Origin of the sequence: Streptococcus mitis, from assembly GCF_003942995.1 — a bacterium.
Classification (GTDB): domain Bacteria; phylum Bacillota; class Bacilli; order Lactobacillales; family Streptococcaceae; genus Streptococcus; species Streptococcus mitis_CV.
Window position 1 is genome coordinate 48,999 of record NZ_RJOH01000006.1, and the last position, 24,060, is coordinate 73,058.

Annotated in this window: 25 protein-coding genes, 2 pseudogenes and 2 other annotated features; of the genes and pseudogenes, 6 read left to right on the forward strand and 21 right to left on the reverse strand. The window is 36.9% G+C overall.

Features of this window, described 5'->3' with window-relative positions; translation table 11 throughout:
* Nucleotides 1-200 precede the first annotated feature (200 nt).
* A complete protein-coding gene (locus D8836_RS05225) occupies nucleotides 201-1,679 on the reverse strand; it encodes an AcpB/EbpR/MafR family transcriptional regulator (RefSeq protein ID WP_125393361.1) in 1,479 nt (492 codons plus the stop codon).
* Nucleotides 1,680-2,036: 357 nt separating this feature from the next.
* Here D8836_RS05225 and D8836_RS05230 point away from each other — a divergent pair.
* From D8836_RS05230 to D8836_RS05250, 5 genes and pseudogenes are all read left to right on the forward strand, one after another.
* Nucleotides 2,037-2,200, forward strand: a pseudogene (locus D8836_RS05230) (GlsB/YeaQ/YmgE family stress response membrane protein).
* A 76-nt stretch (nucleotides 2,201-2,276) separates the two neighbouring features.
* Complete coding sequence (gene amaP, locus D8836_RS05235; RefSeq protein WP_023946078.1) at nucleotides 2,277-2,849, forward strand: alkaline shock response membrane anchor protein AmaP; 573 nt, start codon at nucleotides 2,277-2,279, stop codon at nucleotides 2,847-2,849.
* Nucleotides 2,850-2,860: 11 nt separating this feature from the next.
* Nucleotides 2,861-3,031, forward strand: coding sequence for a DUF2273 domain-containing protein (locus D8836_RS05240; RefSeq protein ID WP_000455064.1), 171 nt, complete (start codon nucleotides 2,861-2,863; stop codon nucleotides 3,029-3,031).
* Between the two features lie 30 nt (nucleotides 3,032-3,061).
* On the forward strand, nucleotides 3,062-3,670 hold the full coding sequence (locus tag D8836_RS05245; protein WP_049499294.1) for an Asp23/Gls24 family envelope stress response protein: 609 nt from the start codon (nucleotides 3,062-3,064) through the stop codon (nucleotides 3,668-3,670).
* A 30-nt stretch (nucleotides 3,671-3,700) separates the two neighbouring features.
* Nucleotides 3,701-3,904, forward strand: a complete 204-nt coding sequence (locus tag D8836_RS05250) for a CsbD family protein (RefSeq protein ID WP_000109960.1) — start codon at nucleotides 3,701-3,703, stop codon at nucleotides 3,902-3,904.
* 108 nt (nucleotides 3,905-4,012) lie between these two features.
* Here the strand turns inward: D8836_RS05250 and D8836_RS11585 are convergent.
* Nucleotides 4,013-4,290: pseudogene (locus tag D8836_RS11585) on the reverse strand (transposase); the annotation flags it as partial.
* 33 nt (nucleotides 4,291-4,323) lie between these two features.
* Nucleotides 4,324-4,779 (reverse strand): GNAT family N-acetyltransferase, encoded by a 456-nt coding sequence (locus D8836_RS05260; RefSeq protein ID WP_125393362.1) that lies wholly within the window; start codon nucleotides 4,777-4,779, stop codon nucleotides 4,324-4,326.
* Nucleotides 4,780-4,849: 70 nt separating this feature from the next.
* Between D8836_RS05260 and D8836_RS05265 the strand changes: the two genes are divergently transcribed.
* A complete protein-coding gene (locus D8836_RS05265; RefSeq protein ID WP_094753350.1) occupies nucleotides 4,850-5,509 on the forward strand; it encodes a prepilin peptidase in 660 nt (219 codons plus the stop codon).
* Here D8836_RS05265 and trpA read toward each other — a convergent pair.
* The 18 genes from trpA to D8836_RS05355 form a co-directional block, all read right to left on the reverse strand.
* Complete coding sequence (trpA, locus tag D8836_RS05270; protein WP_125393363.1) at nucleotides 5,481-6,257, reverse strand: tryptophan synthase subunit alpha; 777 nt, start codon at nucleotides 6,255-6,257, stop codon at nucleotides 5,481-5,483. The genes D8836_RS05265 and trpA overlap by 29 nt on opposite strands.
* Nucleotides 6,250-7,473, reverse strand: a complete 1,224-nt coding sequence (gene trpB / locus D8836_RS05275; RefSeq protein WP_049522041.1) for a tryptophan synthase subunit beta — start codon at nucleotides 7,471-7,473, stop codon at nucleotides 6,250-6,252. Before trpB (D8836_RS05275) ends, trpA begins: the two co-directional genes overlap by 8 nt.
* Nucleotides 7,451-8,050 carry a phosphoribosylanthranilate isomerase gene (locus D8836_RS05280; protein ID WP_125393364.1) on the reverse strand — a complete coding sequence of 200 codons (600 nt, stop codon included), beginning with the start codon at nucleotides 8,048-8,050 and terminating at the stop codon, nucleotides 7,451-7,453. Before D8836_RS05280 ends, trpB (D8836_RS05275) begins: the two co-directional genes overlap by 23 nt.
* On the reverse strand, nucleotides 8,037-8,804 hold the full coding sequence (trpC, locus tag D8836_RS05285) for an indole-3-glycerol phosphate synthase TrpC (protein ID WP_125393365.1): 768 nt from the start codon (nucleotides 8,802-8,804) through the stop codon (nucleotides 8,037-8,039). The genes D8836_RS05280 and trpC overlap by 14 nt, the downstream gene beginning before the upstream one ends.
* Nucleotides 8,801-9,805, reverse strand: a complete 1,005-nt coding sequence (trpD, locus tag D8836_RS05290; protein ID WP_000658708.1) for an anthranilate phosphoribosyltransferase — start codon at nucleotides 9,803-9,805, stop codon at nucleotides 8,801-8,803. The genes trpC and trpD overlap by 4 nt, the downstream gene beginning before the upstream one ends.
* A gap of 10 nt (nucleotides 9,806-9,815) precedes the next feature.
* The gene (locus D8836_RS05295) at nucleotides 9,816-10,382 is read right to left on the reverse strand and encodes an aminodeoxychorismate/anthranilate synthase component II (protein ID WP_042900462.1); all 567 of its coding nucleotides are present in this window, start codon (nucleotides 10,380-10,382) and stop codon (nucleotides 9,816-9,818) included.
* Entirely contained in the window at nucleotides 10,379-11,740 is a 1,362-nt protein-coding gene (gene trpE, locus D8836_RS05300) for an anthranilate synthase component I (protein WP_125393366.1), read from the reverse strand. The genes D8836_RS05295 and trpE overlap by 4 nt, the downstream gene beginning before the upstream one ends.
* Before the next feature lie 71 nt (nucleotides 11,741-11,811).
* Nucleotides 11,812-12,037: a binding site (T-box leader), on the reverse strand.
* Nucleotides 12,034-13,212, reverse strand: a complete 1,179-nt coding sequence (gene trpB / locus D8836_RS05305; RefSeq protein ID WP_000208440.1) for a tryptophan synthase subunit beta — start codon at nucleotides 13,210-13,212, stop codon at nucleotides 12,034-12,036. (Overlaps the previous feature by 4 nt.)
* Nucleotides 13,213-13,374: 162 nt before the next feature.
* Nucleotides 13,375-13,598: a binding site (T-box leader), on the reverse strand.
* 220 nt (nucleotides 13,599-13,818) lie between these two features.
* Nucleotides 13,819-14,820 carry a LacI family DNA-binding transcriptional regulator gene (locus D8836_RS05310; protein ID WP_000789953.1) on the reverse strand — a complete coding sequence of 334 codons (1,002 nt, stop codon included), beginning with the start codon at nucleotides 14,818-14,820 and terminating at the stop codon, nucleotides 13,819-13,821.
* A gap of 107 nt (nucleotides 14,821-14,927) precedes the next feature.
* Nucleotides 14,928-15,296 (reverse strand): hypothetical protein, encoded by a 369-nt coding sequence (locus tag D8836_RS05315; protein ID WP_000656299.1) that lies wholly within the window; start codon nucleotides 15,294-15,296, stop codon nucleotides 14,928-14,930.
* A 94-nt stretch (nucleotides 15,297-15,390) separates the two neighbouring features.
* Nucleotides 15,391-16,101, reverse strand: a complete 711-nt coding sequence (locus D8836_RS05320; RefSeq protein ID WP_000994650.1) for an MgtC/SapB family protein — start codon at nucleotides 16,099-16,101, stop codon at nucleotides 15,391-15,393.
* 2 nt (nucleotides 16,102-16,103) lie between these two features.
* A complete protein-coding gene (locus D8836_RS05325; RefSeq protein ID WP_023943877.1) occupies nucleotides 16,104-17,795 on the reverse strand; it encodes an ABC transporter permease in 1,692 nt (563 codons plus the stop codon).
* Between the two features lie 11 nt (nucleotides 17,796-17,806).
* Entirely contained in the window at nucleotides 17,807-18,817 is a 1,011-nt protein-coding gene (locus D8836_RS05330) for an ABC transporter ATP-binding protein (protein ID WP_125393367.1), read from the reverse strand.
* A 102-nt stretch (nucleotides 18,818-18,919) separates the two neighbouring features.
* A complete protein-coding gene (locus D8836_RS05335) occupies nucleotides 18,920-19,987 on the reverse strand; it encodes an extracellular solute-binding protein (RefSeq protein ID WP_000738380.1) in 1,068 nt (355 codons plus the stop codon).
* A gap of 24 nt (nucleotides 19,988-20,011) precedes the next feature.
* Nucleotides 20,012-20,671 (reverse strand): DUF1868 domain-containing protein, encoded by a 660-nt coding sequence (locus D8836_RS05340; RefSeq protein WP_061743801.1) that lies wholly within the window; start codon nucleotides 20,669-20,671, stop codon nucleotides 20,012-20,014.
* Between the two features lie 183 nt (nucleotides 20,672-20,854).
* Nucleotides 20,855-21,865: a UDP-glucose 4-epimerase GalE gene (galE, locus tag D8836_RS05345; RefSeq protein WP_057487890.1), complete on the reverse strand. Its 1,011-nt coding sequence runs from the start codon at nucleotides 21,863-21,865 to the stop codon at nucleotides 20,855-20,857.
* Nucleotides 21,866-21,877: 12 nt separating this feature from the next.
* On the reverse strand, nucleotides 21,878-23,353 hold the full coding sequence (gene galT, locus D8836_RS05350; protein ID WP_125393368.1) for a UDP-glucose--hexose-1-phosphate uridylyltransferase: 1,476 nt from the start codon (nucleotides 23,351-23,353) through the stop codon (nucleotides 21,878-21,880).
* A gap of 12 nt (nucleotides 23,354-23,365) precedes the next feature.
* Nucleotides 23,366-24,007: a phosphate signaling complex PhoU family protein gene (locus tag D8836_RS05355; protein WP_000945328.1), complete on the reverse strand. Its 642-nt coding sequence runs from the start codon at nucleotides 24,005-24,007 to the stop codon at nucleotides 23,366-23,368.
* Nucleotides 24,008-24,060 lie beyond the last annotated feature (53 nt).

Here is a 24,060-nt window from a genome sequence, read left to right on the forward strand (position 1 = left end):
GAAAAGCCTTGGAATCAAGGTTTTTTTCGTATCTTCTACAAAAAAAGCAAGAGTTTTAGAGGACTATGACTCTAGATGTACATTTTACTTAAATGACTGAAGGTCTTTTCTTAATAAAAACACCCCAAAAATTAGATTTTTTCTGTCTAACTTTTGAGGTACAGTTCAAAACGCGAAATAGCATTTTTTATTTTAGGTTACTAATCTAATCGAATAAACATCATGGCATTTAACAAAGATATGAGTGAGACCGTGTTTATATTATTTGAATAGATGAGTCTCTTATTTTCAATCGGAGGAATAATAAAATTAGAAATGATGATATCATAAGGCGATTCTTCTAAAGATTCCTTTGATAATTCTAATTCAGTCCAAACTTCAAGTTCAAAATTGTTGCTACAATAATAAGAAAGTGTCTCTGCAACGGATTTTGCATGATACTGATCAAAATTGCTCATGACTAAAACCTTTAATTTAGGTTGATTTTGTAAAAGATTTAGAACTAAGTGTTTGCTATGGGTGATAAAAGTATAGGATAAATGATTGACTTTCATCGAATTGCAATCCATATCCAAACCCTCTAGATAATGTTCAATTCCTTCCTTCACCTCTGAAACAAATCGAGGAAAAATATTTTGAAAGTTCTTGATTGTATTGCCTTTTTGATCAAACAGGATAAACTCTGTAGATAATTCCTGACGATGCAGATGTGCCGTATTATGTAGATGCCAGATAAGATTGTCCTTATTGTCTATTTGAAGATTATACTCTCTTGATACCTGATCAACTAACTCTCCCAATAATCGATATGATTTTTTTACATAACTATCTGTTTTGGCATAGCTCAGAAATACTTCTTCATCTATGAAAAACATTTTTTGAAAATAGGATACAAACAGTTGACCCATCACTTCTTTATTCAGAGAGATGTGATACTCAGAATCAAAGCTCGCTACAATGTCTTCGATTCCTTCTGCCTGCATGAAAGATTCTAACAATTCATTGTTAAAAGAATTTTTCTCAACTTCCAAGAAATGACTAAACTTTATTCGATATAAATTCGTAACGAGGAGCAACTTTAGCATTCTTTGAGTTGCGAAATTGACAGGAAATGCTGTTTCTTTATAGACCAGTGCTAACAGCTTACACAAAGGTTCTACTGAAAAATCTTCAAAAGGCCATTCAAGGAAATAATATTTTTCTGAAAAATACTGAGCAAAAAAGTAACGGATATCAATCTCATTTCCTGTGATTCGAACTGGATTAAGGCTGATTTCAAAACGATATTGTTTCTTAATAATTTTATTAATATGACTGATGATACGGTAAAGAGAGGAAGAACTGATATAAAATTCTTTACAAATACTCTCAGCTTGACACCCTTCATTAAAGAAGATAAATTCTAAAATCGAAAAATGAGTTGAATGCTTAAAGAAATGATGGTAAACCATTTCAATATCACTATCATCGGTATTAATAATGCGTATACCATTAGTAGAAGAATGAAAAATCAAGTCAGGAAAAGCAGATTTAACATGGGATAGATCATCTTTGACTGCACGTTCTGTACAATTTAATAACTCTGCTAGTTCAGAACGATGAAACCAACGTTTATGTTCAAATAATAATTCTAATAATTCTAATTGCCTATGACTTTTTTTAGATAATAAATCTCTCATGAATGTCTTTCTCTCTTTATAAATTATCGGATTTCACCTCTTGCAATTATACCACAAAGAATAGGTATAGCATGCTATAACGACTTTTACTAAGATCCTTTATTTCGTATAATAACACTACGGAGGCAATATATAAATAATTTTCTTATTTTACCGTCTATTGAGGACATGAATACAGAATCAAATCCAAGTCGAAAGATTATATTTTTAATTTTAAAAATTATATAATAGCAACAATCAAAGAATTTGATTTTTTGATATTAAAATAAAAAAGGAGGGTAAGCAATGTTGTGATCTATCATTGCTGGAGGTCTTATTGGACTTGTAGCAGGTAGAATCACTAAAAAAGGTAGTTCTATGGGAATCGTCGCAAATGTATTCGCTGGTTTAGTCGGGTCATCTGTAGGACAATCCCTTTTAGGTAGTTGGGCCCATCCATCGCTGGAATGGCTTTGATCCCATCTATTGCAGGAGCAGCAATTGTTGTTACTGTAATATCATTCTTTACAGGTAAAAAATAATTACTTGTAGAATAAACTATTTTTAAATAGATTAGACGGTTAAAAATAGTTTAATGTTAAATCGAAAGGATTGTATATGTCAAAAACAAAGAAAATATTTTTAATTATTTTCTGTATTTTAATCTTGACAATTTTCCTTCCTGTTTTGATAGATTATCATCAAGTTAGTGATCTAGGCATTCAGCTATTTAGCTGGAGACAGAATCATTTCGTTGAATTCTATCTCTCTAGATATATATTCTGGGGGATAGTGGCTCTATCAACTTTAGTTTTGTTATCGATGTTAGTTGTGTTGTTTTATCCTAAACGTTATTTGGAAATTCAACTTGAAACTAAAAACGATACATTAAAATTAAAGAATTCTGCAATCGAAGGTTTTGTTAGAAGTTTGGTAAGTGATCATGGATTGATCAAGAACCCAACTGTTCATGTAAATTTACGAAAAAATAAATGTTTCGTTCATGTAGAAGGTAAAATTCTTCCTTCGGACAACATCGCTGACAGATGCCAACTAATTCAAAATGAAATAACTAATGGATTGAAGCAGTTTTTTGGTATTGAACGTCAGGTTAAACTAGAAGTTCTAGTAAAAGACTACCAGCCTAAACCAAAACCTCAAAACAAAAAGACTGTTAGTCGTGTGAAGTAAGGAAGTAAAAAATGGAATGGCTTAAACAATATCGATATCCAATAATCGCAGGTCTCATAGGCGTATTTCTCGCTTGTTTGATTATCTCCTTTGGCTTCTTCAAAACAATATTTGTATTGATTTTAGGAGCACTGGGAGTTGCAGCTGGATTATATATCGAAAAAAACTATATAGATAAATAAAAATTACTAATTTAATTAAAGGAGTTTCATATGTCAAACGAAAAAAACATTAACACTAACGTAGAAAAGAAAGATGCTACTGCTGTAGCTCACGAAATCAAAGGGGAACTTACTTACGAAGATAAAGTTATCCAAAAAATCATTGGTCTGTCACTAGAAAACGTTTCAGGTCTTTTGGGAATCGACGGTGGTTTCTTCTCAAATCTTAAAGAAAAAATCGTTAACAGCGATGACGTAACAAGTGGTGTTAACGTAGAAGTTGGTAAAACACAAGTTGCAGTTGACTTAAACATTATTGCTGAGTACCAAAAAAATGTTCCAGCTTTATATTCAGAAATCAGAGAAATCGTATCTTCAGAAGTTGCTAAAATGACTGACTTGGAAGTTGTTGAAATCAACGTAAACGTTGTCGACATCAAAACTAAAGAACAACATGAAGCAGACTCAGTAAGCCTTCAAGATCGCGTATCTGACGTTGCTGAATCAACAGGAGAATTCGCTTCAGAACAATTCGAAAAAGCTAAATCTGGTCTTGGATCTGGTTTCTCAACTGTTCAAGAAAAAGTTAGCGAAGGCGTAGAAGCTGTTAAAGGTGCAGCAAATGGTGTAGTATCTCACGAAAGAACTCGTGTAAACTAAGATAAAATAAATATAACAGGAGAAATTATCATGTCAGTAGAAGAAAAATTAAATCAAGCTAAAGGTTCTATTAAAGAAGGTGTTGGTAAAGCCATCGGTGATGAAAAAATGGAAAAAGAAGGAACAGCTGAAAAAGTTGTTTCTAAAGTAAAAGAAGTTGCTGAAGATGCCAAAGACGCTGTAGAAGGTGCTATCGAAGGTGTTAAAAACATGTTGAGTGGCGACAATAAATAAGGCTAAAAGTTACTTTATCTTTTAGTAACATTAGTCAAAAGAGTCTGAGTCAAGATGATTCTCAGAAAACAAAAAGCTAGAGATTTCCAATTGCGGAACTCTAGCTTTTTAATTTCGCCTCTTTCTCTTATTATATTTCAGCAGGTTGTTGACCATGAGTACGAATCCCATGTCAATTCTCACTTGGCGCTTACCTCTCAGATAACATCTCTTATAACCAAGCAAACCTTTATCTGCCCAAAGACAGATTTCATATCAATCTTACGTTTAGCGAAAATTTGTCTACCATTGGAAGATAAAAGTGCCTGATATTCTTTAGTTTTTAAACACTGGTAACGTTCATTCATATACAGTCTCTTTTGAGGGGCTGATTCAGGTTCATCATCGCAGTCAAGATTGATTTCAAGGATTTTTACTTTCTATCTCCCCTTTTTCATAATGTATTTTCGTACAGGTACTTCAACTATTTGAACGATTTCAAATCCTTCTTTTTGATAAAGGTGCTGGGCTGCTTGATTTGCCTCTAAGACATTTAGAGAAATACTACCTATGTCTCCATTTTCAAAGACCAAACTAACAAATTTCCTTAAAGCCTGCCTACCTAAGCCTTGTCCCTGTTTCTGGGGATTGATAAAAAAGCGTCCAATATGAAGATTGCTGTCTTCTTGCCTGATTTTCTGGATAACCCCCACAAACTCTTGTCCTTCAAAGATTGAAAAGATTCCTTCCAACTCTTGCAAGACTTGAAGGGTCAGTGGAAAAGGAATCTTTGGTCCCATCCATTGTTCCTGAAAATCTTTCCCCAGGGAGTTGGACCATTGGCATACGAGCTGAGCACTTTCTGTACTCACCTTTTCTTCAAAACGAATCGTCATCTTGACCTCACTATCTTATCTATATGTTCTCCATTATACTACTTCTTCCATTTTTTACGAATAGATAAGTATGATTGATTTTTATTTTTTTCTTGTCGGGAGCATTCTCGCTTCCTTTCTTGGTTTGGTTATTGACCGTTTTCCTGAGCAATCCATTATCCTACCAGCTAGCCACTGCGATGCCTGTCAGACTCGCTTGCATCCCTTAGATTTGATTCCGATTCTCTCGCAGGTCTTCAATCGCTTTCGCTGTCGCTACTGCAAGGCTCCTTATCCAGTCTGGTATGCCCTTCTTGAACTAGGTTTAGGTCTCCTTTTTCTGGTTTGCTCTTGGGGATTTCTTTCCTTGGGGCAAGTCATCCTAATCACTGCTGGTTTGACTCTGGGCATCTACGACTTCCGTCATCAGGAATATCCCTTACTAGTCTGGCTGACTTTTCACCTAATCCTCATGGCTTTCTCTGGCTGGAATCTAGTCATGGTCCTCTTCCTTGTCCTTGGAATTGTGGCTCATTTTATCGATATCCGCATGGGCGCAGGGGATTTTCTCTTTTTAGCTTCTTGTGCTATCGTCTTTAGCGCAACGGAGTTACTTATCTTGATTCAGTTTGCTTCTGCAACAGGGATCCTAGCCTTTCTCCTGCAAAAGAAAAAGGAAAGACTTCCTTTCGTGCCCTTCCTCTTACTCGCGGCTTGTGTAATTATTTTTGGTAAGCTACTGCTTGTTTGATAAAGTCCTGAAATGGCTCTCCTTGGTGGAGAGCTTTTACAATTTTCGAACCAACGATAACACCATCTGACACCGCATTGAAGCGTTCTACATCGGCTTGACTAGATACGCCAAAACCTGTCAAGACTGGGATATCAGCCACATGATGCAATTGTGCCAAGTGCTTGTCCAAGTCTGCACGATAATTGCCAGATTTCCCTGTCACCCCATTGATGGCAACTGCATAGACGAATCCTTCTGCCCCTTCAATCAACTCTTTCTGACGCTCAATCCCTGTGGTCAAGCTTACTAAAGGAATCAAAGCAATGTCTGTGTCTGCCAAAAAAGGCTCTACAAAGTTGGCATGCTCATGAGGCAGGTCTGGAATAATCAAGCCCTTAACCGCTGTATCTGCCAAACCTTTAACAAAATTCTCCACACCGTACTGAAAGAGGGGGTTGAAGTAGGTCATGATGACCAGCGGAACCTCTGTTTCAATGGTTTTCAAGGTTTCAACCAAAGCCTGGGTAGAAGTCCCGTGGGCTAAACTGCGCAAGCCAGCTTCTTCGATAACAGGTCCATCTGCAACAGGGTCTGAAAAGGGAATGCCCACTTCAATGGCAGAGACACCCAAATCTTCTAAAAAGTGTATTGTTTCTCCGAGTCCATCCAAACCTTTCTCATGGTCTCCAGCCATGATATAGGGAACGAAAATTCCTTTTCCAGCTGCTTTAATAGCGTTCAATTTTTCTGTTAGTGTCTTAGGCATGAGTTTCTCCCTTCTTTGCTGCATCTGCTTCCAAGCGGTCTTTGACTTGAACCACATCCTTGTCCCCACGACCTGATAGGCAGACAATCATAGACTTTTCTGGTCCAAGTTCTTTGGCCAATTTCACCGCAAAGGCGATAGCATGGCTAGATTCCAAGGCTGGGATAATTCCTTCCACACGAGACAAGAGTTGGAATCCTTCCAAGGCTTCTTCGTCCGTCACAGGAACATAGCTGGCACGTTTGATATCGTGGTAGTGAGAATGTTCTGGACCGATACCAGGATAGTCCAAACCTGCCGAGATAGAGAAGGCTTCAAGAATTTGACCATGGGCATCTTGGAGCACATCCATGAGGGAACCGTGAAGGACACCCGGACGACCCTTGGTCAAGGTAGCTGCGTGGTGCTCTGTGTCTACACCAAGTCCAGCTGCTTCAGCCCCATACATGGCTACTGACTCATCTTCTACAAAGGGATGGAAGAGACCGATGGCATTCGACCCACCACCAACACAGGCTACTAAAGCATCTGGTAGATCTTGGCCTGTCAAGTCACGATACTGTTGTTTAGCCTCTCGACCAATGACACTTTGGAAATCACGAACAATTTCTGGGAATGGATGAGGACCCAAGGCAGAACCAAGAATATAGTGGGTATCATCGATATTTGCCACCCATGAACGAAGGGCTGCATTAACCGCATCCTTGAGCACGCGCGAACCGTCTGTCACTGCCTCAACCTTAGCTCCCAAAAGCTCCATACGGAAGACATTGAGGGCTTGGCGTTTGACATCTTCCTCACCCATGTAGATCGTACATTCCATGTTAAAGAGGGCTGCAGCAGTTGCAGTTGCCACACCGTGCTGACCAGCACCTGTTTCAGCGATAATTTTCTTTTTACCCATGCGTTTAGCCAGAAGAACTTGTCCCAAGGCATTGTTAATCTTGTGGGCCCCTGTATGGTTAAGGTCTTCACGTTTAAGATAAATCTTGGCTCCGCCAATATGCTGGGTCAAGTTTTTTGCGTAGTAAAGAGGAGTTTCACGCCCCACGTACTGACGTAAGAGTTGGTTTAATTCCTCTTGGAAACTTGGGTCTGCCTGACTTTCACGGTAGGCCTTCTCCAACTCCAAAACTGCTGTCATCAATGTTTCTGGGACAAAACGTCCGCCGAATTTTCCGTAAAATCCATCTTTATTTGGTTCTTGATATGCCATTCTTTACCCTCTCTATAAATCTTCTAATCTTTTCATGATCTTTTTGTCCATCTGTCTCCACTCCGCTTGATACATCGACTGCATAGGGAGTAAAGTGTTGAATTGCTTTTACTACATTGTCTTCATTAAGCCCACCTGCGATAAAGAAGGGCTGAGTTAGTCCAATCGTATCCAGTTGAGCCCAGTCAAAGGTCTGGCCACTCCCTGCCACAGGGGCATCAAAGAGTAGATAGTCTGCCTGAGAATTGGGTACATGACCATCTCCACCCACCTGCACCGCCTGAATACTGGCACAAGGCAAATTCTCAAACAAATCATCTGCCACCTGACCGTGAACTTGAACCAAGTCCAAGCCAACGTTGTCAATGACTTCTAGCAGTTCTGCCCGACTTGGTGAAACAAATACACCAACCTTTTTGACATCTGCAGGAATAAGCTTTGCCAGCTCAGCAGCCTGATCCAAGGTCACCTGTCTTTTACTAGGTGCAAAGACAAAACCGATGTAGTCGGCTCCTGCTGAAACGGCTGTTCCCACCGCTTCCTTGGTCGATAGTCCACAAATCTTAACCTTTGTCAATCTGCAACTCCTTGATTCTCTGGGCTACATCTTCTGCCTGCATGAGAGCTGTTCCTACCAAAATTCCGTTAAAGTATGGTGCTACTCGTTCCGCATCCTGCCCTGTGAAAATAGCAGATTCAGAAATGTAATAGTGTCCTTCCTTAAAGTGCTGGGATAAGTCTACACTGGTCTGTAAGTCGACTTCAAAGGTGGTCAAGTTGCGGTTATTGACCCCGATAATCTGGGCACCAAGTCTGTGAGCCACTTCTAGTTCAGCTAGATTGTGAGTTTCCACCAAGACTTCCAGACCAAGCTCTGTCGCGTAGTCATAGAGTTCCTTGAGGCGTTCTTCTGACAAGGCAGCGACAATGAGTAAGATAACTGTCGCACCAGCATTGCGAGCACGGATGATTTGCTTTTCATCGATGATAAAGTCCTTGTTGAGCGTCGGAATCTCTACCTGACTGGAAATCTCCCGCAGATAATCCAAATGCCCTTTAAAGAAAACCTCATCTGTCAGAACAGAAATCATCACTGCTCCGTTTGCTTCATAAGTCTGGGCCTGTTGCACAATATCCACATCGAGATTGATATCTCCCAGACTTGGGCTAGCCTTCTTGACTTCAGCGATTACTTGCAAGCGGTCCTGATGATTCTTCAAAAATTCTGCCAAGCGATAGGTCTGGCGCAGGGGCTGGATTTCCTCCAGCTCCATCTGCTCTACCTCACGCGCCTTCTGCTCTAAGATACGTGTTAAAAATTCCTGACTCATTTTTGGTACTCCTGCAACAATCTGAGTTTTTCAAGGGCCTTGCCACTAGCAATGACTTGACGAGCTAAGGCAACTCCTTCCTTGATGCTATCAACCTTACCATTAGCATAGAAACCAAGACCAGCATTTAAGACTGTCGTTTCCAAGAATGGACTTGGTTCATTTTTAAGAACGCTAAGCAAAATTTCTGCATTTTCCTGAGCATTGCCTCCACGGATATCTTCGATAGCGTAGCGCTCCATCCCTAAATTTTCTGGAGTAAAGCTTGATAAGGTGATTTCGCCATTTTCAAGAAGTGCAATCTTGGTTGTTCCATTCAAACCAGCTTCATCCAACCCTTCTGGTCCCGCAACTACGATGGCACGTTTGCGCCCCATATTTTTCAAAACCTGAGCTGTACTTTCTAGTAGTTCTGGACGACTAATTCCAAGAAGCTGTGTTTCCAAAGCCATTGGATGAATCAGTGGACCAGTCAAGTTCATAATCGTTGGAATTCCCAATTCCAAACGAGCTGGCATGATGTATTTCATAGCTGGGTGCATATTTTTAGCAAAGAGAAAGACGATTCCAGTTTTATCAAAAACCTTACCTAGTTCAGCTGGTTTGAGGTCTAGGTTAATACCCAAGGCTTCGAGGACATCTGCAGAACCAGATTTAGAAGAAATCGAGCGGTTACCGTGTTTTGCCATATGAACACCACCACCAGCCAAGACAAAGGCTGCAGTTGTGGAAATATTAAAACTAAAAGACTTGTCCCCACCTGTACCACAGTTGTCCATGGCATCATGAATCTCAGTTGGAATATGTTGGGCATGCCCTCTCATGACTTGGGCAATGGCTGTGCGTTCTTCAGGTGTTTCCCCCTTCATCTTAAGAGCCAAAAGGAGAGAAGCAATCTGCGCTTCCGTTACACGCCCAGTTACGATACGCTCAATGACGTCCGTCATTTCCACACCTGATAAATTTTCAAATTTTGCTAATTTTTCAATAATCTCTTTCATCCTAGTTTCCTCACTTTACAACCTTCTCGATAAAATTCCGAATAGAAGACAAGCCATCTGGCGTTCCAATGCTCTCTGGATGGTACTGGAAACCATAAATCGGTAGGTTTTTGTGTTGAATCCCCATGATGGCTTGGTCATCAGTCGAACGAGCTGTCACTTCAAATTCTTCTGGCATTTCCTCAATCAAAATACTGTGATAACGCATGACCGCACGGCCATCCTCGATACCTTGATACAAAACAGATGGTGCTTCAAAGCTGATATTGCTCTGTTTCCCATGCATGACTTTTGGAGCCAAACCTAACTTACCACCAAAGACTTCTGCGATGGCTTGGTGGCCCAAACAAATCCCAAGAATCGGCTTCTTGCCAGCAAAATCACGAATCATGTCTTCCATCTTTCCAGCATCAACTGGCCAACCAGGACCAGGAGAAAAGACCAAACCATCTGCTTTTTCAGCTTCTTCATACAGCTTGGGATCATCATTTCTCAAGACCTGCACTTCTGCAAAATTCCCAATGTATTGGGCCAAGTTATAGGTAAAAGAATCATAGTTGTCAATCAATAAAATCATGGTCTTAGTTCTCCAATTCTAGTCATAGATTTAGCTTTGTTAATGGTTTCTTGGTATTCGTTTTGGGCGATGGAGTCGTAGACAATCCCTGCCCCAGCCTGCACATAGGCTGTTTGATTTTTGAGAATCATAGTTCGGATGGCAATAGCAAAATCCATATCACCCGTCGCAGACAAGTAGCCAATTGCTCCTGCGTATACGCCACGTTTTTCTGTTTCCAGTTCATAGATGCGTCTCATCGCTCGAATCTTTGGTGCTCCTGAAACTGTTCCAGCAGGAAGTGTTGCTTTCAAGGCATCCATGGCAGTGAGTTCTGGAAGCAAACGCCCCTTGACCACACTGGTCAAATGCATAACATAACGGAAGAGCTCCACTTCCATATACTTGGTGACTTGGACACTGGCAGTTTCAGAGATGCGACCAATATCATTACGACCCAAGTCTACTAACATTCGATGCTCTGCCGTTTCCTTCTCATCCGAAAGCAGGTCTGTCGCCAAAGCCTTGTCTTCTTCATCCGTAGCTCCTCTTGGTCGCGTACCTGCAATAGGATTAGTTGTCACGATGCCATTTTTGACAGAAACCAAACTTTCTGGACTGGCACCGATGATTTGATAATCCCCAAAATCATAGAAATAAAGGTAATTAGAAGGATTGGTCACGCGGAGATTTCTGTAGAAGTCAAATGGATTTCCAGTCACTTCTGCTGAGAAGCGCTGACTGAGCACGCATTGGAACATATCTCCATTACGAATCAAGTCACGAGCTGTTTCCACCATTTCCTCAAACTTCTGAGGAGCGATATGGGGTTTGAAGTCAAGTGGTGATAAATCCAAATCTTCAAATTCATTTGGAGCAGGAATGCGTAATTCCTCAAGCACTTGGTTTAAGGCTTTTTCCAAGTCTTCTTGACTACGCTCACTATAGAGAGCATCCTCGATGACATGAATTTTTTCCTTCTTGTGGTCAAAGACCATGTAACTCTCATAGACAAAGAAATGCATGTCTGGTGTTCCAATTGTATCTTGAGGGATTTGACCAATTTCTTCATAAAGCGAAATCATATCGTAGCCAACAAATCCAATGGCTCCCCCACCAAAAGGGAGGTCTGAATGGTGTTGGCTCTTATGAGTCACTTCATAAAGACAATCCAAGGGATCACGATCAATCACTTGCCCATTTTGATAAAGGACCCCATTTTCAAACTTAATCTCAAAAACAGGATTATAGGCTAGGATAGAAAAACGAGCTGTTTCCTTGTCTCTCGGAATACTTTCTAAAATAACCTTGTGTTGCCCCTTTAGGCGCATATAAGCCAAGATTGGTGATAAGACATCTCCATGAATGATTCGTTCCATTGTATTTTCCCTTTCAGTTCTAATTCTAGTTCGTGACGACTGTATGAAAAATCCCCACGCAAAATAACTTGCGTGAGGACGAAATTCGCGGTGCCACCTCAATTATAGGATTTCTCCTATCTCTCATTCCTGTCTCAGAAACCTCCTGTAACAGGCTGTGCGATAAAGGGCACTCCCTTGAGAATTATGTTTTCTTCTCTCGTTTCAGATGGACCCAACCTTACAGCTTTCTCTGCTTGTTTCCAGTAACCACAAGCTCTCTGTGAGAGAAAAGACTGTAATTTTTCCATCTCTTATTTTTTAGCTTCAAGATAGTCTGCAATAGCAGCTACATCCTTGTCTCCACGACCAGAGACATTGATGATGATAATCTCATCTTTACTTAGTTTCGGTGCACGTTTAACTGCTTCTGCGATGGCATGCGAACTTTCAATCGCTGGGATAATTCCTTCTGTCTTACTAAGAAGGAGCAAGGCTTGAACCGCTTCTTCATCTGTCGCTGCCACATATTCTACGCGGCCAGAATCTTTAAAGTAGGCGTGTTCTGGACCAACCCCTGGATAGTCCAAACCAGCTGAGATAGAGTAAACTGGAGCTAGCTCTCCATCTTCCTTAAAGACTGCATAGGTCTTCATGCCGTCGACAATTCCGATACTACCTTTTGTCATAGTAGCTGCGTGCTTGTCTGTGTCAAGTCCATGACCAGCAGCTTCGACCCCAACCAATTTAACTTCTTCATCAGCCACATACTGTGAAAAAGCACCAATGGCATTGGAACCACCACCTACACAGGCAATAACGTAGTCTGGTAAACGGCCTTCTTTTTCTAAGATTTGACGGCGAGATTCTTCACTGATGACCTTTTGGAATTCATGAACAATTGTAGGATAAGGGTGAGGACCTACAGCAGATCCCAGAACATAGAAGGCTTCAAGGTCATTCATCCATGCTCCAAAGGCTGCATCAACCGCATCCTTAAGAGTTCGTGTTCCCGTTTCAACTGCATGAACAGTTGCTCCCATCATCTCCATACGGAAAACATTGAGACGTTGACGTTCCACATCCTCTGCTCCCATGTAGACATCACAGGCCATCCCAAACTTGGCTGCAGCCGCTGCTGTCGCAACACCGTGCTGACCAGCTCCTGTTTCCGCAATCACTCGTTTTTTGCCCATACGTTTGGCAAGAAGGATTTGTCCTAAAACGTTGTTGAGCTTGTGAGAACCAAGGTGGTTCAGGTCTTCGCGCTTGAGATAAATCTTAGCGCCACCTAAGTGGTCTGTCAAACTTTCCGCAAAATAGAGCGGTGTTTCGCGACCTGAATAGTCCTTTAAGTAATGGCGAAATTCTGCCAAAAATTCTGGATCATCCTTATACTTGTCAAATGTCACTTCCAACTCATCTAACAAAGCCTGAATCGGCTCCGGTACAAAACTACCACCAAATTGTCCAAAATAACCTTTAGTTGTCATAAAATTTTTCCTCTTTCTGTATGAATCCGGCCTTTTTGTTTGCTTTTAGTAGTAGGAAGGAGCTGCAGATAGAACTCAAGTTCATCAAAGCGACTTAACACCCTAATAAAAGATAAACAAAACGACGGATAGAAAAAAGCCCACACACAGAATATACTTCCATGTGAGGGCGTTGGTAACGCGGTGCCACCTCAATTATAAAGGGACTATCCCTTTACATCTCTGCCTTGTCTAACAACAAGTTGCACTGTAAGGTGTGCGCACCGAATTTTCATTGTTTCAAATTCATTTTTAAAATCAGCCCACTTTCACTACTTTCAACCACCTGTTCACAATCACCACAGGCTCCCTGAAGATCAAAAATAGTTACTTTTCTGATTTGTTGAACTTATTTTAATACTTTGTTTTTTCTTTGTCAAGACTTTTTTACGATTTTTTTGAAAGATGTGTGATTCGAATGTGATAATGTCTTTAGTAAATCGAACGTGAAAATGTCCCACTTGTTGGAAATTGGATCCAACTCAATAGAAACTGAATAGATGCTAAACAGAACTTACTTTAGAACACTCCATCTTTTCCATTAGGATTTTCAAGAATTAAACAATACTAGAAACTCTGTCTCCTAACAAGTTTAGTAGAAACTTCAACAGATGTGACACTTTCCCCCTTTATAATTGCTAATACCCCTTCAATCATTTCTTGAGCTAATTTAACATAATTAGGAGAAATTGTAGATAAAGCTGGAGTATAATATTGAGAAATTGGAATATTGTCAAATCCGATTATTGAAATATCATCAGGAATAGTAATTTCCTTCTCATAGCAAGCACGAATCAATCCCTGTACTTTCTCATCCCCGGATACAAAAACCAAATCAGGATAATTTTGATTAGATAGATGTCTTGTAGCATATGAATAAACCGAATCTATTGTAGTTAGACCATATACAACTTTCAAATCCATTTCATAGTTTTTATCATTTAAAAAAGCACGAACCCCTCTCTCTCGATCCATATTAACAAGGGATTCTCCTCCCATAAGTAACCACATACTATTAATGTTTTCTTTTGATACTAATTTCATCATGTCATAAGTGGCCTGAAAATTGTTGTTAGAAACATACACAACATTAGGTGTTCTAGATTCTCCAAAAACTATGAATGGAATTTTATTCTTTTGTAAGTAATTAATCCGAATATCTTCTTTACTTTCATAAAATACTATTACACCATCTATCAAACTTCCTGTACTCGAGATTATTGAATTACTAATTGTATCCTCTTCACTAAAATATTCAACAATAGCGTTAACACCATACTCTTTACAAGTTTGTAAAACTTTATCTAATAAAGTTTGGAACCAAATTAAAGGAAAAGAGTCGATTTTTTTTACAGAAATCAATATATTTATAGCTTCTTTTTTAGTTAAATTTCTTGCATATGCATTTGGAATATACGACAATTCTTCTATAACTTTTTGAATCGCTTGATAAGTTTCTTCTTTAACATTTACTCCACCATTAATAACTCGTGAAACTGTTTTTGGAGAAAAACCTGATAAACGTGCAATATCATAAATAGTTACCTTTTTCCCATTTATATTTTTCATTTCAGTCCTCCATTACGAACATTCTAATATTACTATACAATATTTAATTTTTTTTAACAAGAGAATTTAGTAAATTATTTAAGATCCACAAATTCACAAAATTAATTTTACAAATATTCTTCCCCTTCAAAAAAGTTTAAATTGCATTTCACACCTTTATTTTTAAGAATGTTTCCAACTTCACGACAAATAAATTCATATGAGAAAAAACTACCATAAAATTGTAGATTAACTTTTTCAGTAAAAATTGTTGGATTTATAAAAATATATAATAGCCTGTCAATGTAACATTCTAACATAGACTTAATTTTTTCTTTAAAAATAACATTTGTTATCAACTCATCAGGAGGTAAATGAAAGGGAAACACCATTTCACAAATATCATAAAAAGAAATAAATTTGTATACTTGTATCAAACAATTATTATCAAAATATTCTATTTTACCTAAATCAAAATAGATTTTATAATCTTTCATAAAAACCTCTGAGCAAAAATCTACTCAAAAATTAGATGATAAAACATCTAAAAAACAAAAGGACAAAAACATCTGTCCCTTTGTTTACTAAATTTCAGCTAATTTCTTCGACATAAATAACACCTACAATATTAGCAATTTCTTCCATCAAACGAAGATGTTCAAATCTTCCTGATAGTTCTAGAGTAATAAATGATGCTATTTTTTTTTCTGGAACATCAAAATATTCAATTCTTTCTGAATTAACATCTCCAAATGCAGTTCTAGAATCAGTCATTCTAATGCCATTCTCAGCACAGTATACTAGTACCCGATTATATGCCTCTGTAGATCTAACAACGATATACAATTCGATTATCTTTGAACGACTTTGAAGATATTTTTTTAAAGGTTGGAACATAGTTATAACACTCCAAACAGACACTGCTCCTAGTACGGCTCCTTCATAAAAACCAACACCTATAGCTAGACCGATTCCAGCTGAAGCCCATATTCCGGCTGCAGTTGTTAAACCAGTTATTTTCTTTTTATCTGTAATAAGTATTGTTCCAGCCCCAAGAAAACCAACACCTGATATAACTTGCGCACCTAAGCGTGTAGGATCTCCTGTACCAAATTTATAAGATACATACTCATTAGTCATCATAATTAAACATGCAGCCAGACAAACAATACTATGTGTACGAATACCTGCTGGTTGAGATTTACTTCCTCTCTCTAAACCAATTACTCCACCAATAACTAATGACAGTACAATTCTTAATACAATTTCGATATATGATAGTCCTAAGCTTGTTGCATTCATTATTATTTCCTTTTTCTACTAGCTGGTCTCTGAGTAAAGTATAATACAGAACCAGAAATTATCATTAATACAATAGTATAAACGAATACAAGTGCTTGAGCATTTGAAGTTGCTGTTTCATCACCTGCTGAACGAATAGTTATACCCAACGGTTGAGCTAATGGATGGTAAAGAAATACAGATAAGTCGAAGTCAGTTAATAAAGAGTTAAAGTTTAAAGCAATAACAGAGAGAACAACCGGTAAAATAAATGGAATGATAACCTTCATCATAGTATAAAAAGGTGAAGCACCCATACTTCTTGCTGCATCTTCCATCTCATCATCAACACTAAATAAAATAGCACGTACCATTCTATAAGAAAATGGGATTTTTACAACTATATATGCAATAAGTAGAATTACCAAACTACCTACCAAAATCTGATTCAAGACAAGAAATTGTGGCTGATTAAAAGTAAATAATAAACTTACTGCTAAAAGTGTACTTGGTAGTAACCAAGGAAGTAGAGCACCATATTCAAATAAGAAATCAAAGCGAGCTTTATGTTTTCTGACAACTCGAGCAAATATAACTGCGAGAATTGTTGCTGTTGTCGCAGCGATAATAGAATAAATAAAGCTGACCAAGAATGGAGAGAATGCCGCACTATTACTAAAGAATAAGCGATAATTTTCTAAAGTAAAGTTTGATAATGTTAAGTTACCTGTTTGAATTGCAACTGGATCTGTAAATGAGTATAATACTATAAAAATTAGTGGAAGCATGAAAACTGTGAACAATCCATATGCTACAATGTGAGCAATGATATTCCAAGGCTTAGATGCAATTTTTTGTTTTTTAAGAGGCGCTTTAGTCTTAGAGATAGAAATATAATTTCCACCTTTTTCTATCTTATTCATGATAGTAAGCAAAATTGTAGTTGCAATACCTAAAATAATTGCAAGTAAGGCAGCTAAATCACGAGAATTCCCCATCCCTGCAAATGTAATAATCATTGGATTTATAGTTTGAAATCCTTTACCACCAACAATCATGGGTGCTGCTACTGCAGACAAACCACTAAGAAAAACCATAATAGTAAGTGCAAATAGAGTTGGAATTAAGGTTGGTAACACTACTTTTCGGAAAACAGTAAATGGTTTTGCTCCCATATTTCGTGCAGCCTCAATAGTGTGATAGTCAACGCTTCGAATTGTATTTGTTAAAAACAATGTATGATTAGCAGTTCCTGAAAATGTCATAATGAATAAGACTGCACCATACCCAATAAACCAGTTAGGGTCTAAAGAAGGGATAACATTTTGTAAAAATTTTGTTATCAATCCATAAGGACCATAGACAAATTTATATCCAGTCGCTAAAACCACTCCTCCATAAATTAAAGAGGTCATATAGCCTAATTTTAAAATTTTAGCACCTTTAATATCAAAGTACTCTGTAAATAGAACACAAAGAATACCTACGACATTAACTGTAATAATGAGTGAAAATGCTAACTTAAAACTGTTCATAATACTCTGAAGTGCCCTCTCAGATTTTAGAACACGATGTACAGCTTCAAGGGAAAATTCTCCTCCTTTTACAAATACATTCACTACTAGATCAAAGTTTGGATAAATAATAAATGTTACTAGGAACCAGATTAACCCTAAACGAATAAGCCAATCTTTTAAATTTAATTTATGACGCATACTGCACCTCCTTAAAATTGCAGAACGTCTGATGGTGTGATAAATAAGTCCACACTTTCTCCGACAGATCTAATAGCAGCCTGACTATCAATACTTGTTACATTAAGAATCTGACTTTCAGAAACTTTTATTGTATAGTGAATTGTAACTCCAGAAAACTCAACATCAATAATTGTTCCTTTTAGAATGAAATCTTGTTCAGTTTCACGATTGAATCGAACTTTCTCTAATCGAATGTATCCTTTTTTATCTTCTAAGAAAACGCTTGCATTTTTCAGTAATACTTCGTGGACTGTTTCATCGGTCAAAACATTAATATCGCCAATAAAATCACATACAAATTCAGTTTGAGAATTATGATAAATCTCTACAGGTGTACCGACCTGTTCGATGTATCCATTGTTAAAGACTGCAATTCTATCAGATAAAGTTAAGGCTTCCTCTTGGTCATGAGTAACATATAAAGTAGTAATACCTAACTCTTTTTGAAGTCTTTTCAACTCTTTTCTCAAATCTACACGTAATTTTGCGTCAAGGTTTGACAATGGTTCATCTAGACAAAGAATTTTAGGTTCAAGAACCAGAGCACGAGCCAATGCTACCCTTTGTTGTTGACCCCCAGATAATTCTGATACATTACGCTGTAACTGTTGATCAGAGATCTTAATTTTTGCTGCTACTGCTGATACTTTAGCTTTAATAACATCTGGAGCTACCTTCTTAACTTTTAAACCAAATGCAATATTATCAAAAACAGTCATAGTTGGAAATAGCGCATAAGATTGAAATACAATACCAATTCCACGCTTTTCAGGTTCCAAATGAGTGACATTTGTTCCATTAACTTCAATACTTCCTGATGATGGATCTAGAAAACCTACCAATGCTCTCAAAGTAGTTGATTTACCACATCCTGAAGGCCCAAGAAATGTAAAGAATTCCCCTTCATGTATATCTAAATTTAGATTATCAATTGCAACAAAATCACCATATTTAATTTGAATATTATCAAATTTAATCATCTCACTAACTCCCTCTATTACTAAACCAAAAGCCTCTCTTTATTTCTTCTATAAATTTAGAAATAATAGAGAGACTTGGACATAAAAATTAACTCTTATTTCTTATTGTACGTATTCTAATTCAGCTTTTTCTACCCATTCATCCAAATGCTTTCCAACAGCTTCCCAGTCAATATTTTGTGGTTTCACTTGATCCACAAATTTTTTCGTATCTTCAGGTAACTCTGTTAGCGCATCTTTATTTGCAGGAATAGATCCAAAGTTCTTACTATATTCTACTTGAATTTCTGTTTGACCAAACCAATCAATAAATTCTTTAGCTAACGCTTGTTTTTTACTAGTGCTTAAAACCATAGTTTGTTCAGTTACAAATGGTACACCAATCTCAGGAGTCATAACTTTGAAAACAACATTTTGTTCTTTTTGTCCAACTAATGCACCAGAACCCCACATCATTCCATATTGTATTGGATCTTCTTTGTCTAACATCTTAACAATTGAACTTTCTCCCTTTTGAAGAGTGTATGCATTTTTCAGATATTCTTTTGCTGCTTCCCAACCTTTTTCAGAAACACCTAATTCACCTTTATCATCAAGGTATCGAACTAAGATACTTGCTAGAATTGCCCGTCCTGTTCCACCTGAGAGCCCAGAAATTGAATATTTACCTTTATACTTACTACCTAATTCAGTCCAATCTTTAGGCATTTCTTTTACATCAGGCGCTCCAATTAAAACTAATGGTTGAACAATCACAGGATTATAATAATTATCTTTATCTGATAAAGATTGATCAATTTTATCTAACCATTTAGGCTTGTACTGTACTAGTAATTTTTGATCTCTAATTTTATTTGAATCAACAGCACCAATTCCAAATACCATATCTGCAACTGCATTATTCTTCTCGGCAATAACACGGTCTGCTAATTGAGCGCCAGGGATATCAACCATTTTTATATTAAAACCAGCTTCTTTTGCTTTAGCAGTTAACCAATCACCACGACCATTTGATACTGAGTTCGAATAGATTACTAATTCTTGACTTTTATCAGCTTTTTCTTCAGATGAAGAAGCAGTCGTAGAATTTGAACCTCCAGAGCAAGCAGCAAGTGTAGTAAGAGCAACTCCCGTTGCAAGTACAGTAGACCAAACTTTCATTTTTTTCATGATAAGTTCTCCTTTTTTATTATTTTATTTAAATTTTTCGTGATATGGAACAAATTGTCTCATATCTTCAAATACAGTATAGTCAATACGGTTTACAGTAATAGTTGGAATCTTCTCTAATAAAATTTCAGTTAATTCTGCTCTGACTTTAGTAAACTCATCTTCCTCCTCTTCGGTTAGAGGAATCCGAAGATACCCAATTGAAATATGGAATTGATATCTATCATGATTAGGGAAACGAACACCTGCTTTTTCTGAGACATAAGTACGAATTTCTTCTAATCTCTTTGCAGAAGCTTCATCTGCAGGTTCAACTAGTATGTTTTGTTTTCCCATTTCAGTTACACGCATATGAATTTCTTCATCTAACAATGGAAAAATTTCAAGTTGTTTAGCAAAGTAATCATGTATTTCCTGTAAAGGTGTATCTAGGGGAAGATTACTGCTCCAAAACTCCGTTTCACGATTTTCATGGCACAACAATTCAATTACAGTCATGTGAATAGAATTCCTTGGAGTTAAAGTAAACTTATCGATAAATGGTAATTCTCTATAACGTGATTGAATAATATCAACAACTTCCATCAAATCTTGTTTAGTATAAAGATTTGCTACAACTGTATTCCCAGGGAAATGATTAAATTCCCCATTCTCTTTGAACTTAATTTTTGTTAAGTTTTTCATATAAAGACCTTCTTTTTTATATTTGACATCGGTGTCATTATGTTTACATTATACAATGAAACCGTTTCCTTTGTCAAGCGCTTTCAAAAAATTTTTTTAAAAAATTTATCTTTCATTAAATATGAATTTCATTAAAAGGTTAAGTAATTTTTCCAAAATACAGCACTCATATAAACAGTATCATCAATTATAGCCATTGGGATTTTTTGATTGCCAATTCCATGTGTCTCTACACATGTCTTCAATCGATTTTGTTGTCCTCCAATTTAATTCCTTATATGCTTTATCTGCATTTGCATAACAAGTTGCAACGTCTCCTGAACGTCTTGGAACTATTTTATAAGGAATTGGAACCTTATTAACACTTTCAAATGTATTTACAAGTTGTAATACACTTGTGCCTTCTCCCGAGCCTAGGTTATAGATATAAACATCTGTTTTTTCAGATACTTTTTCTAAAGCTTTTATATGTCCTATCGCTAAATCCACTACATGGATATAATCGCGAACACCAGTACCATCTACCGTATCATAATCATCTCCAAAAACACTTAGCTCTGGTCGCTTACCTACCGCTACTTGTGCAATAAAAGGCATTAAGTTGTTAGGAATGCCTGATGGATCTTCTCCAATCAACCCCGACTCATGAGCACCAATCGGATTGAAATAACGAAGCAACGCAATACTCCACTCTGAATCTGCTACATGAACATCTTTTAAAATTTGTTCAAGCATCACTTTTGTGTACCCATACGGATTCGTTGCACTTGTCGGCATCGTCTCAATAAGGGGAGACTGATTGTGAACGCCGTATACAGTCGCACTCGATGAAAATACAATCTTTTTAACATTAAACTCTGACATCACTTCAACAAGAGCTAATGTGCTCATAATATTATTTTCGTAATACATTACAGGCTTTTGCACGGATTCGCCGACAGCTTTGTATCCTGCAAAATGAATTGCAGCCTCAATAGATTCTTGTTCAAAAACTTTTCTCAATCCTTGTTTATCACAAACATCTAATTCGTAAAACGCAGGACGTTGCCCTGTAATTGCTTCAATACGATCTAATACTAAAATGCTTGAGTTTGAAAGGTTGTCGACAATAACGACTTCCTTACCTAAATTTAGTAATTCTACTACGGTATGGCTACCAATATAACCAGCTCCGCCTGTTACCAATATTGCCATTTTTGTTTCCTCCTAATTTATTCCAACCGATTTAACAAATCTCATAAACGCTTCATGTCCAGATGAAGTATTCTTATAAACACCTGCATCTTCTAGGACTCTCGCAAATGCTTGTCCTACTTCGTGTTGAACTACGCTATTAACCTCTTCTTTTTTAATGTTAGGATATTTTTCTTTCAATTGGTCGGCCCATTCTAAATGATAATCCGCAATTGCGTTATCCTCTCCTAAAAGATATTTTCCAACTTCTTCTAACTCTGGTTTCAAACGAGGTGGTAATATCGCAAGTCCCATCACTTCGATTAACCCGATATTTTCCTTTTTAATATGTTGTACATCTTGATGAGGATGGAAAACACCATCTGGGTATTGTTCAGTAGTATGATTATCTCTTAGAACAATATCTAATTCATATCTTCCGTCCACTTTACGAGCAATAGGAGTCACCGTATGGTGTGGGACATCTGCAGTCATTGCAATGATGTCTACTTCTAAATCTGAATATTCTCTCCACTTGTTTAGAATTTTAGTAGCTAAATCTAACAAGCGATTTTTATTTTCACTTTGTAACCTAATTACTGACATTGGCCATTTTACAATACCAGCATTAACATCCTCAAAGTCTTTAAAACGAAATTCACTCTCAAATTTTGCTTTTTCCATTGGGAAAATATATTTCCCTCCCTGGTAGTGGTTATGACTAAGAATGGAGCCTCCTGAGATAGGAAGATCAGAATTTGAACCAGCAAAATATCCTGGCAAAATATCAACAATCTCCAATAATTGTTCAAATGTTTTAGAGGTAATAGCCATTGGTACATGTTGACTATTCAAAAATATCGCATGCTCATTAAAATATGAGTAGGGAGAATACTGGAATCCCCATACTTCGTCACCAAGTTTCAACCGAATAATTCTATGATTCGAACGTGCTGGATAATTTATTCGCCCCTGATATCCTTCATTTTCCATACATAGTAAACATTTGGGATAATTAGTTGCTTTTACTAATTTTTCAGCAGCAATTGTTTTTGGATCTTTTTCGGGTTTTGACAAATTTATCGTAATCTCTAGCTCTCCGTATTTAGTTGATGATCGAAACTCAATATTCTTAGCAATAGCAGAAGTTTTAATATAATCACTATCTTTACTTAACTTATAAAACTCTTCAACTGCTTCTTGAGGTGATATATCATATGAACTCCAAAAAATATCATTTAATCGACTAGGTAAAGGAACTATGAAATTCATTAACTCTGCTCCTAAACATTCCTTTTCCTCGATTAAATCTTTAATTTTACCGTTTTTTAAGGCGATTTCCACTAAGTAATCTTTTATTTGTTTCAGGTCATTTTCATCGGAAATGCGATCAGTTCCCTCCTCACCTATTAACGCTAGTACTCTATTTTTCACATATATTTTGTCAATTTCATTATACATTCCGTATTCAATTACTCTATCAACAAAATTATCAATAATTGTTTTCATATATTTTTCTTTCTAATTTATGTTCCCATATTTTCTATACATTATCCATTTATAAATTGATTGCGTAGTATGAGCAATTTTATCAAGGTGATGAATAATATCTAAAGCACCAATTACTTCAGAAACATTCCCATCATCTTCAAATATGTAATTCATTATTTTATTTTCAATATTTGTACTAAGCTCTTCTATCTCATTCTGTTTTTGTATAACAACCATATCTAAACATCCAGATTGTTCCTCTCTATAACAAGATATAGCCCTATTCATATGCAGTCCGATAACTTCATGAAGTATTTTTATTTCTGAAATAATTTTCTTCAAAATTTCATTATTTTGAATAATCTGTAGATTTTTTAAAATTTCAACAATTCTATCCCCAATACGTTCAATGTCAGTTGATATTTTTATTACACTAATAATTCTTCTTAAGTCATATGAAACGGGATGTTGTAAACAAATTAACTCATATCCTTTTTTATCAACATTTAGAACTGACTCATTTATGATTAAATCTTCTTTAATCAATTCTATTCGTTCTTCATTTGATAAATATTCAAATAACTTCTCATATTTATCAAGCACAGATACCCAAATGGTCTCTAAATTATTTGATAATTCTATAATTTCATTTTCTAAATATAACCTTAACATTTAGGTACCTCTTCTTAACAAAGTTCAATAGTAACAATTAATATTTTAAACAA

Coding starts and splice junctions, on each gene's coding strand:
- D8836_RS05295 (WP_042900462.1), bottom strand. CDS start 10,382: ATGATTTTATTGATTGACAACTATGATTCTTTTACCTATAACTTGGCC.
- trpA (WP_125393363.1), bottom strand. CDS start 6,257: ATGCCTAAGACACTAACAGAAAAATTGAACGCTATTAAAGCAGCTGGA.
- D8836_RS05245 (WP_049499294.1), top strand. CDS start 3,062: ATGTCAAACGAAAAAAACATTAACACTAACGTAGAAAAGAAAGATGCT.
- D8836_RS05240 (WP_000455064.1), top strand. CDS start 2,861: ATGGAATGGCTTAAACAATATCGATATCCAATAATCGCAGGTCTCATA.
- trpD (WP_000658708.1), bottom strand. CDS start 9,805: ATGAAAGAGATTATTGAAAAATTAGCAAAATTTGAAAATTTATCAGGT.
- galE (WP_057487890.1), bottom strand. CDS start 21,865: ATGGCAATATTGGTAACAGGCGGAGCTGGTTATATTGGTAGCCATACC.
- trpE (WP_125393366.1), bottom strand. CDS start 11,740: ATGGAACGAATCATTCATGGAGATGTCTTATCACCAATCTTGGCTTAT.
- D8836_RS05325 (WP_023943877.1), bottom strand. CDS start 17,795: ATGCGTCATAAATTAAATTTAAAAGATTGGCTTATTCGTTTAGGGTTA.
- D8836_RS05310 (WP_000789953.1), bottom strand. CDS start 14,820: ATGAAAAATATAAATGGGAAAAAGGTAACTATTTATGATATTGCACGT.
- trpB (WP_000208440.1), bottom strand. CDS start 13,212: ATGACAACTAAAGGTTATTTTGGACAATTTGGTGGTAGTTTTGTACCG.
- D8836_RS05340 (WP_061743801.1), bottom strand. CDS start 20,671: ATGAAAAACTTAACAAAAATTAAGTTCAAAGAGAATGGGGAATTTAAT.
- D8836_RS05355 (WP_000945328.1), bottom strand. CDS start 24,007: ATGTTAAGGTTATATTTAGAAAATGAAATTATAGAATTATCAAATAAT.
- D8836_RS05250 (WP_000109960.1), top strand. CDS start 3,701: ATGTCAGTAGAAGAAAAATTAAATCAAGCTAAAGGTTCTATTAAAGAA.
- D8836_RS05315 (WP_000656299.1), bottom strand. CDS start 15,296: ATGAAAGATTATAAAATCTATTTTGATTTAGGTAAAATAGAATATTTT.
- galT (WP_125393368.1), bottom strand. CDS start 23,353: ATGAAAACAATTATTGATAATTTTGTTGATAGAGTAATTGAATACGGA.
- trpB (WP_049522041.1), bottom strand. CDS start 7,473: ATGGCATATCAAGAACCAAATAAAGATGGATTTTACGGAAAATTCGGC.
- D8836_RS05260 (WP_125393362.1), bottom strand. CDS start 4,779: ATGACGATTCGTTTTGAAGAAAAGGTGAGTACAGAAAGTGCTCAGCTC.
- amaP (WP_023946078.1), top strand. CDS start 2,277: ATGTCAAAAACAAAGAAAATATTTTTAATTATTTTCTGTATTTTAATC.
- D8836_RS05265 (WP_094753350.1), top strand. CDS start 4,850: ATGATTGATTTTTATTTTTTTCTTGTCGGGAGCATTCTCGCTTCCTTT.
- trpC (WP_125393365.1), bottom strand. CDS start 8,804: ATGAGTCAGGAATTTTTAACACGTATCTTAGAGCAGAAGGCGCGTGAG.
- D8836_RS05330 (WP_125393367.1), bottom strand. CDS start 18,817: ATGATTAAATTTGATAATATTCAAATTAAATATGGTGATTTTGTTGCA.
- D8836_RS05225 (WP_125393361.1), bottom strand. CDS start 1,679: ATGAGAGATTTATTATCTAAAAAAAGTCATAGGCAATTAGAATTATTA.
- D8836_RS05320 (WP_000994650.1), bottom strand. CDS start 16,101: ATGAATGCAACAAGCTTAGGACTATCATATATCGAAATTGTATTAAGA.
- D8836_RS05335 (WP_000738380.1), bottom strand. CDS start 19,987: ATGAAAAAAATGAAAGTTTGGTCTACTGTACTTGCAACGGGAGTTGCT.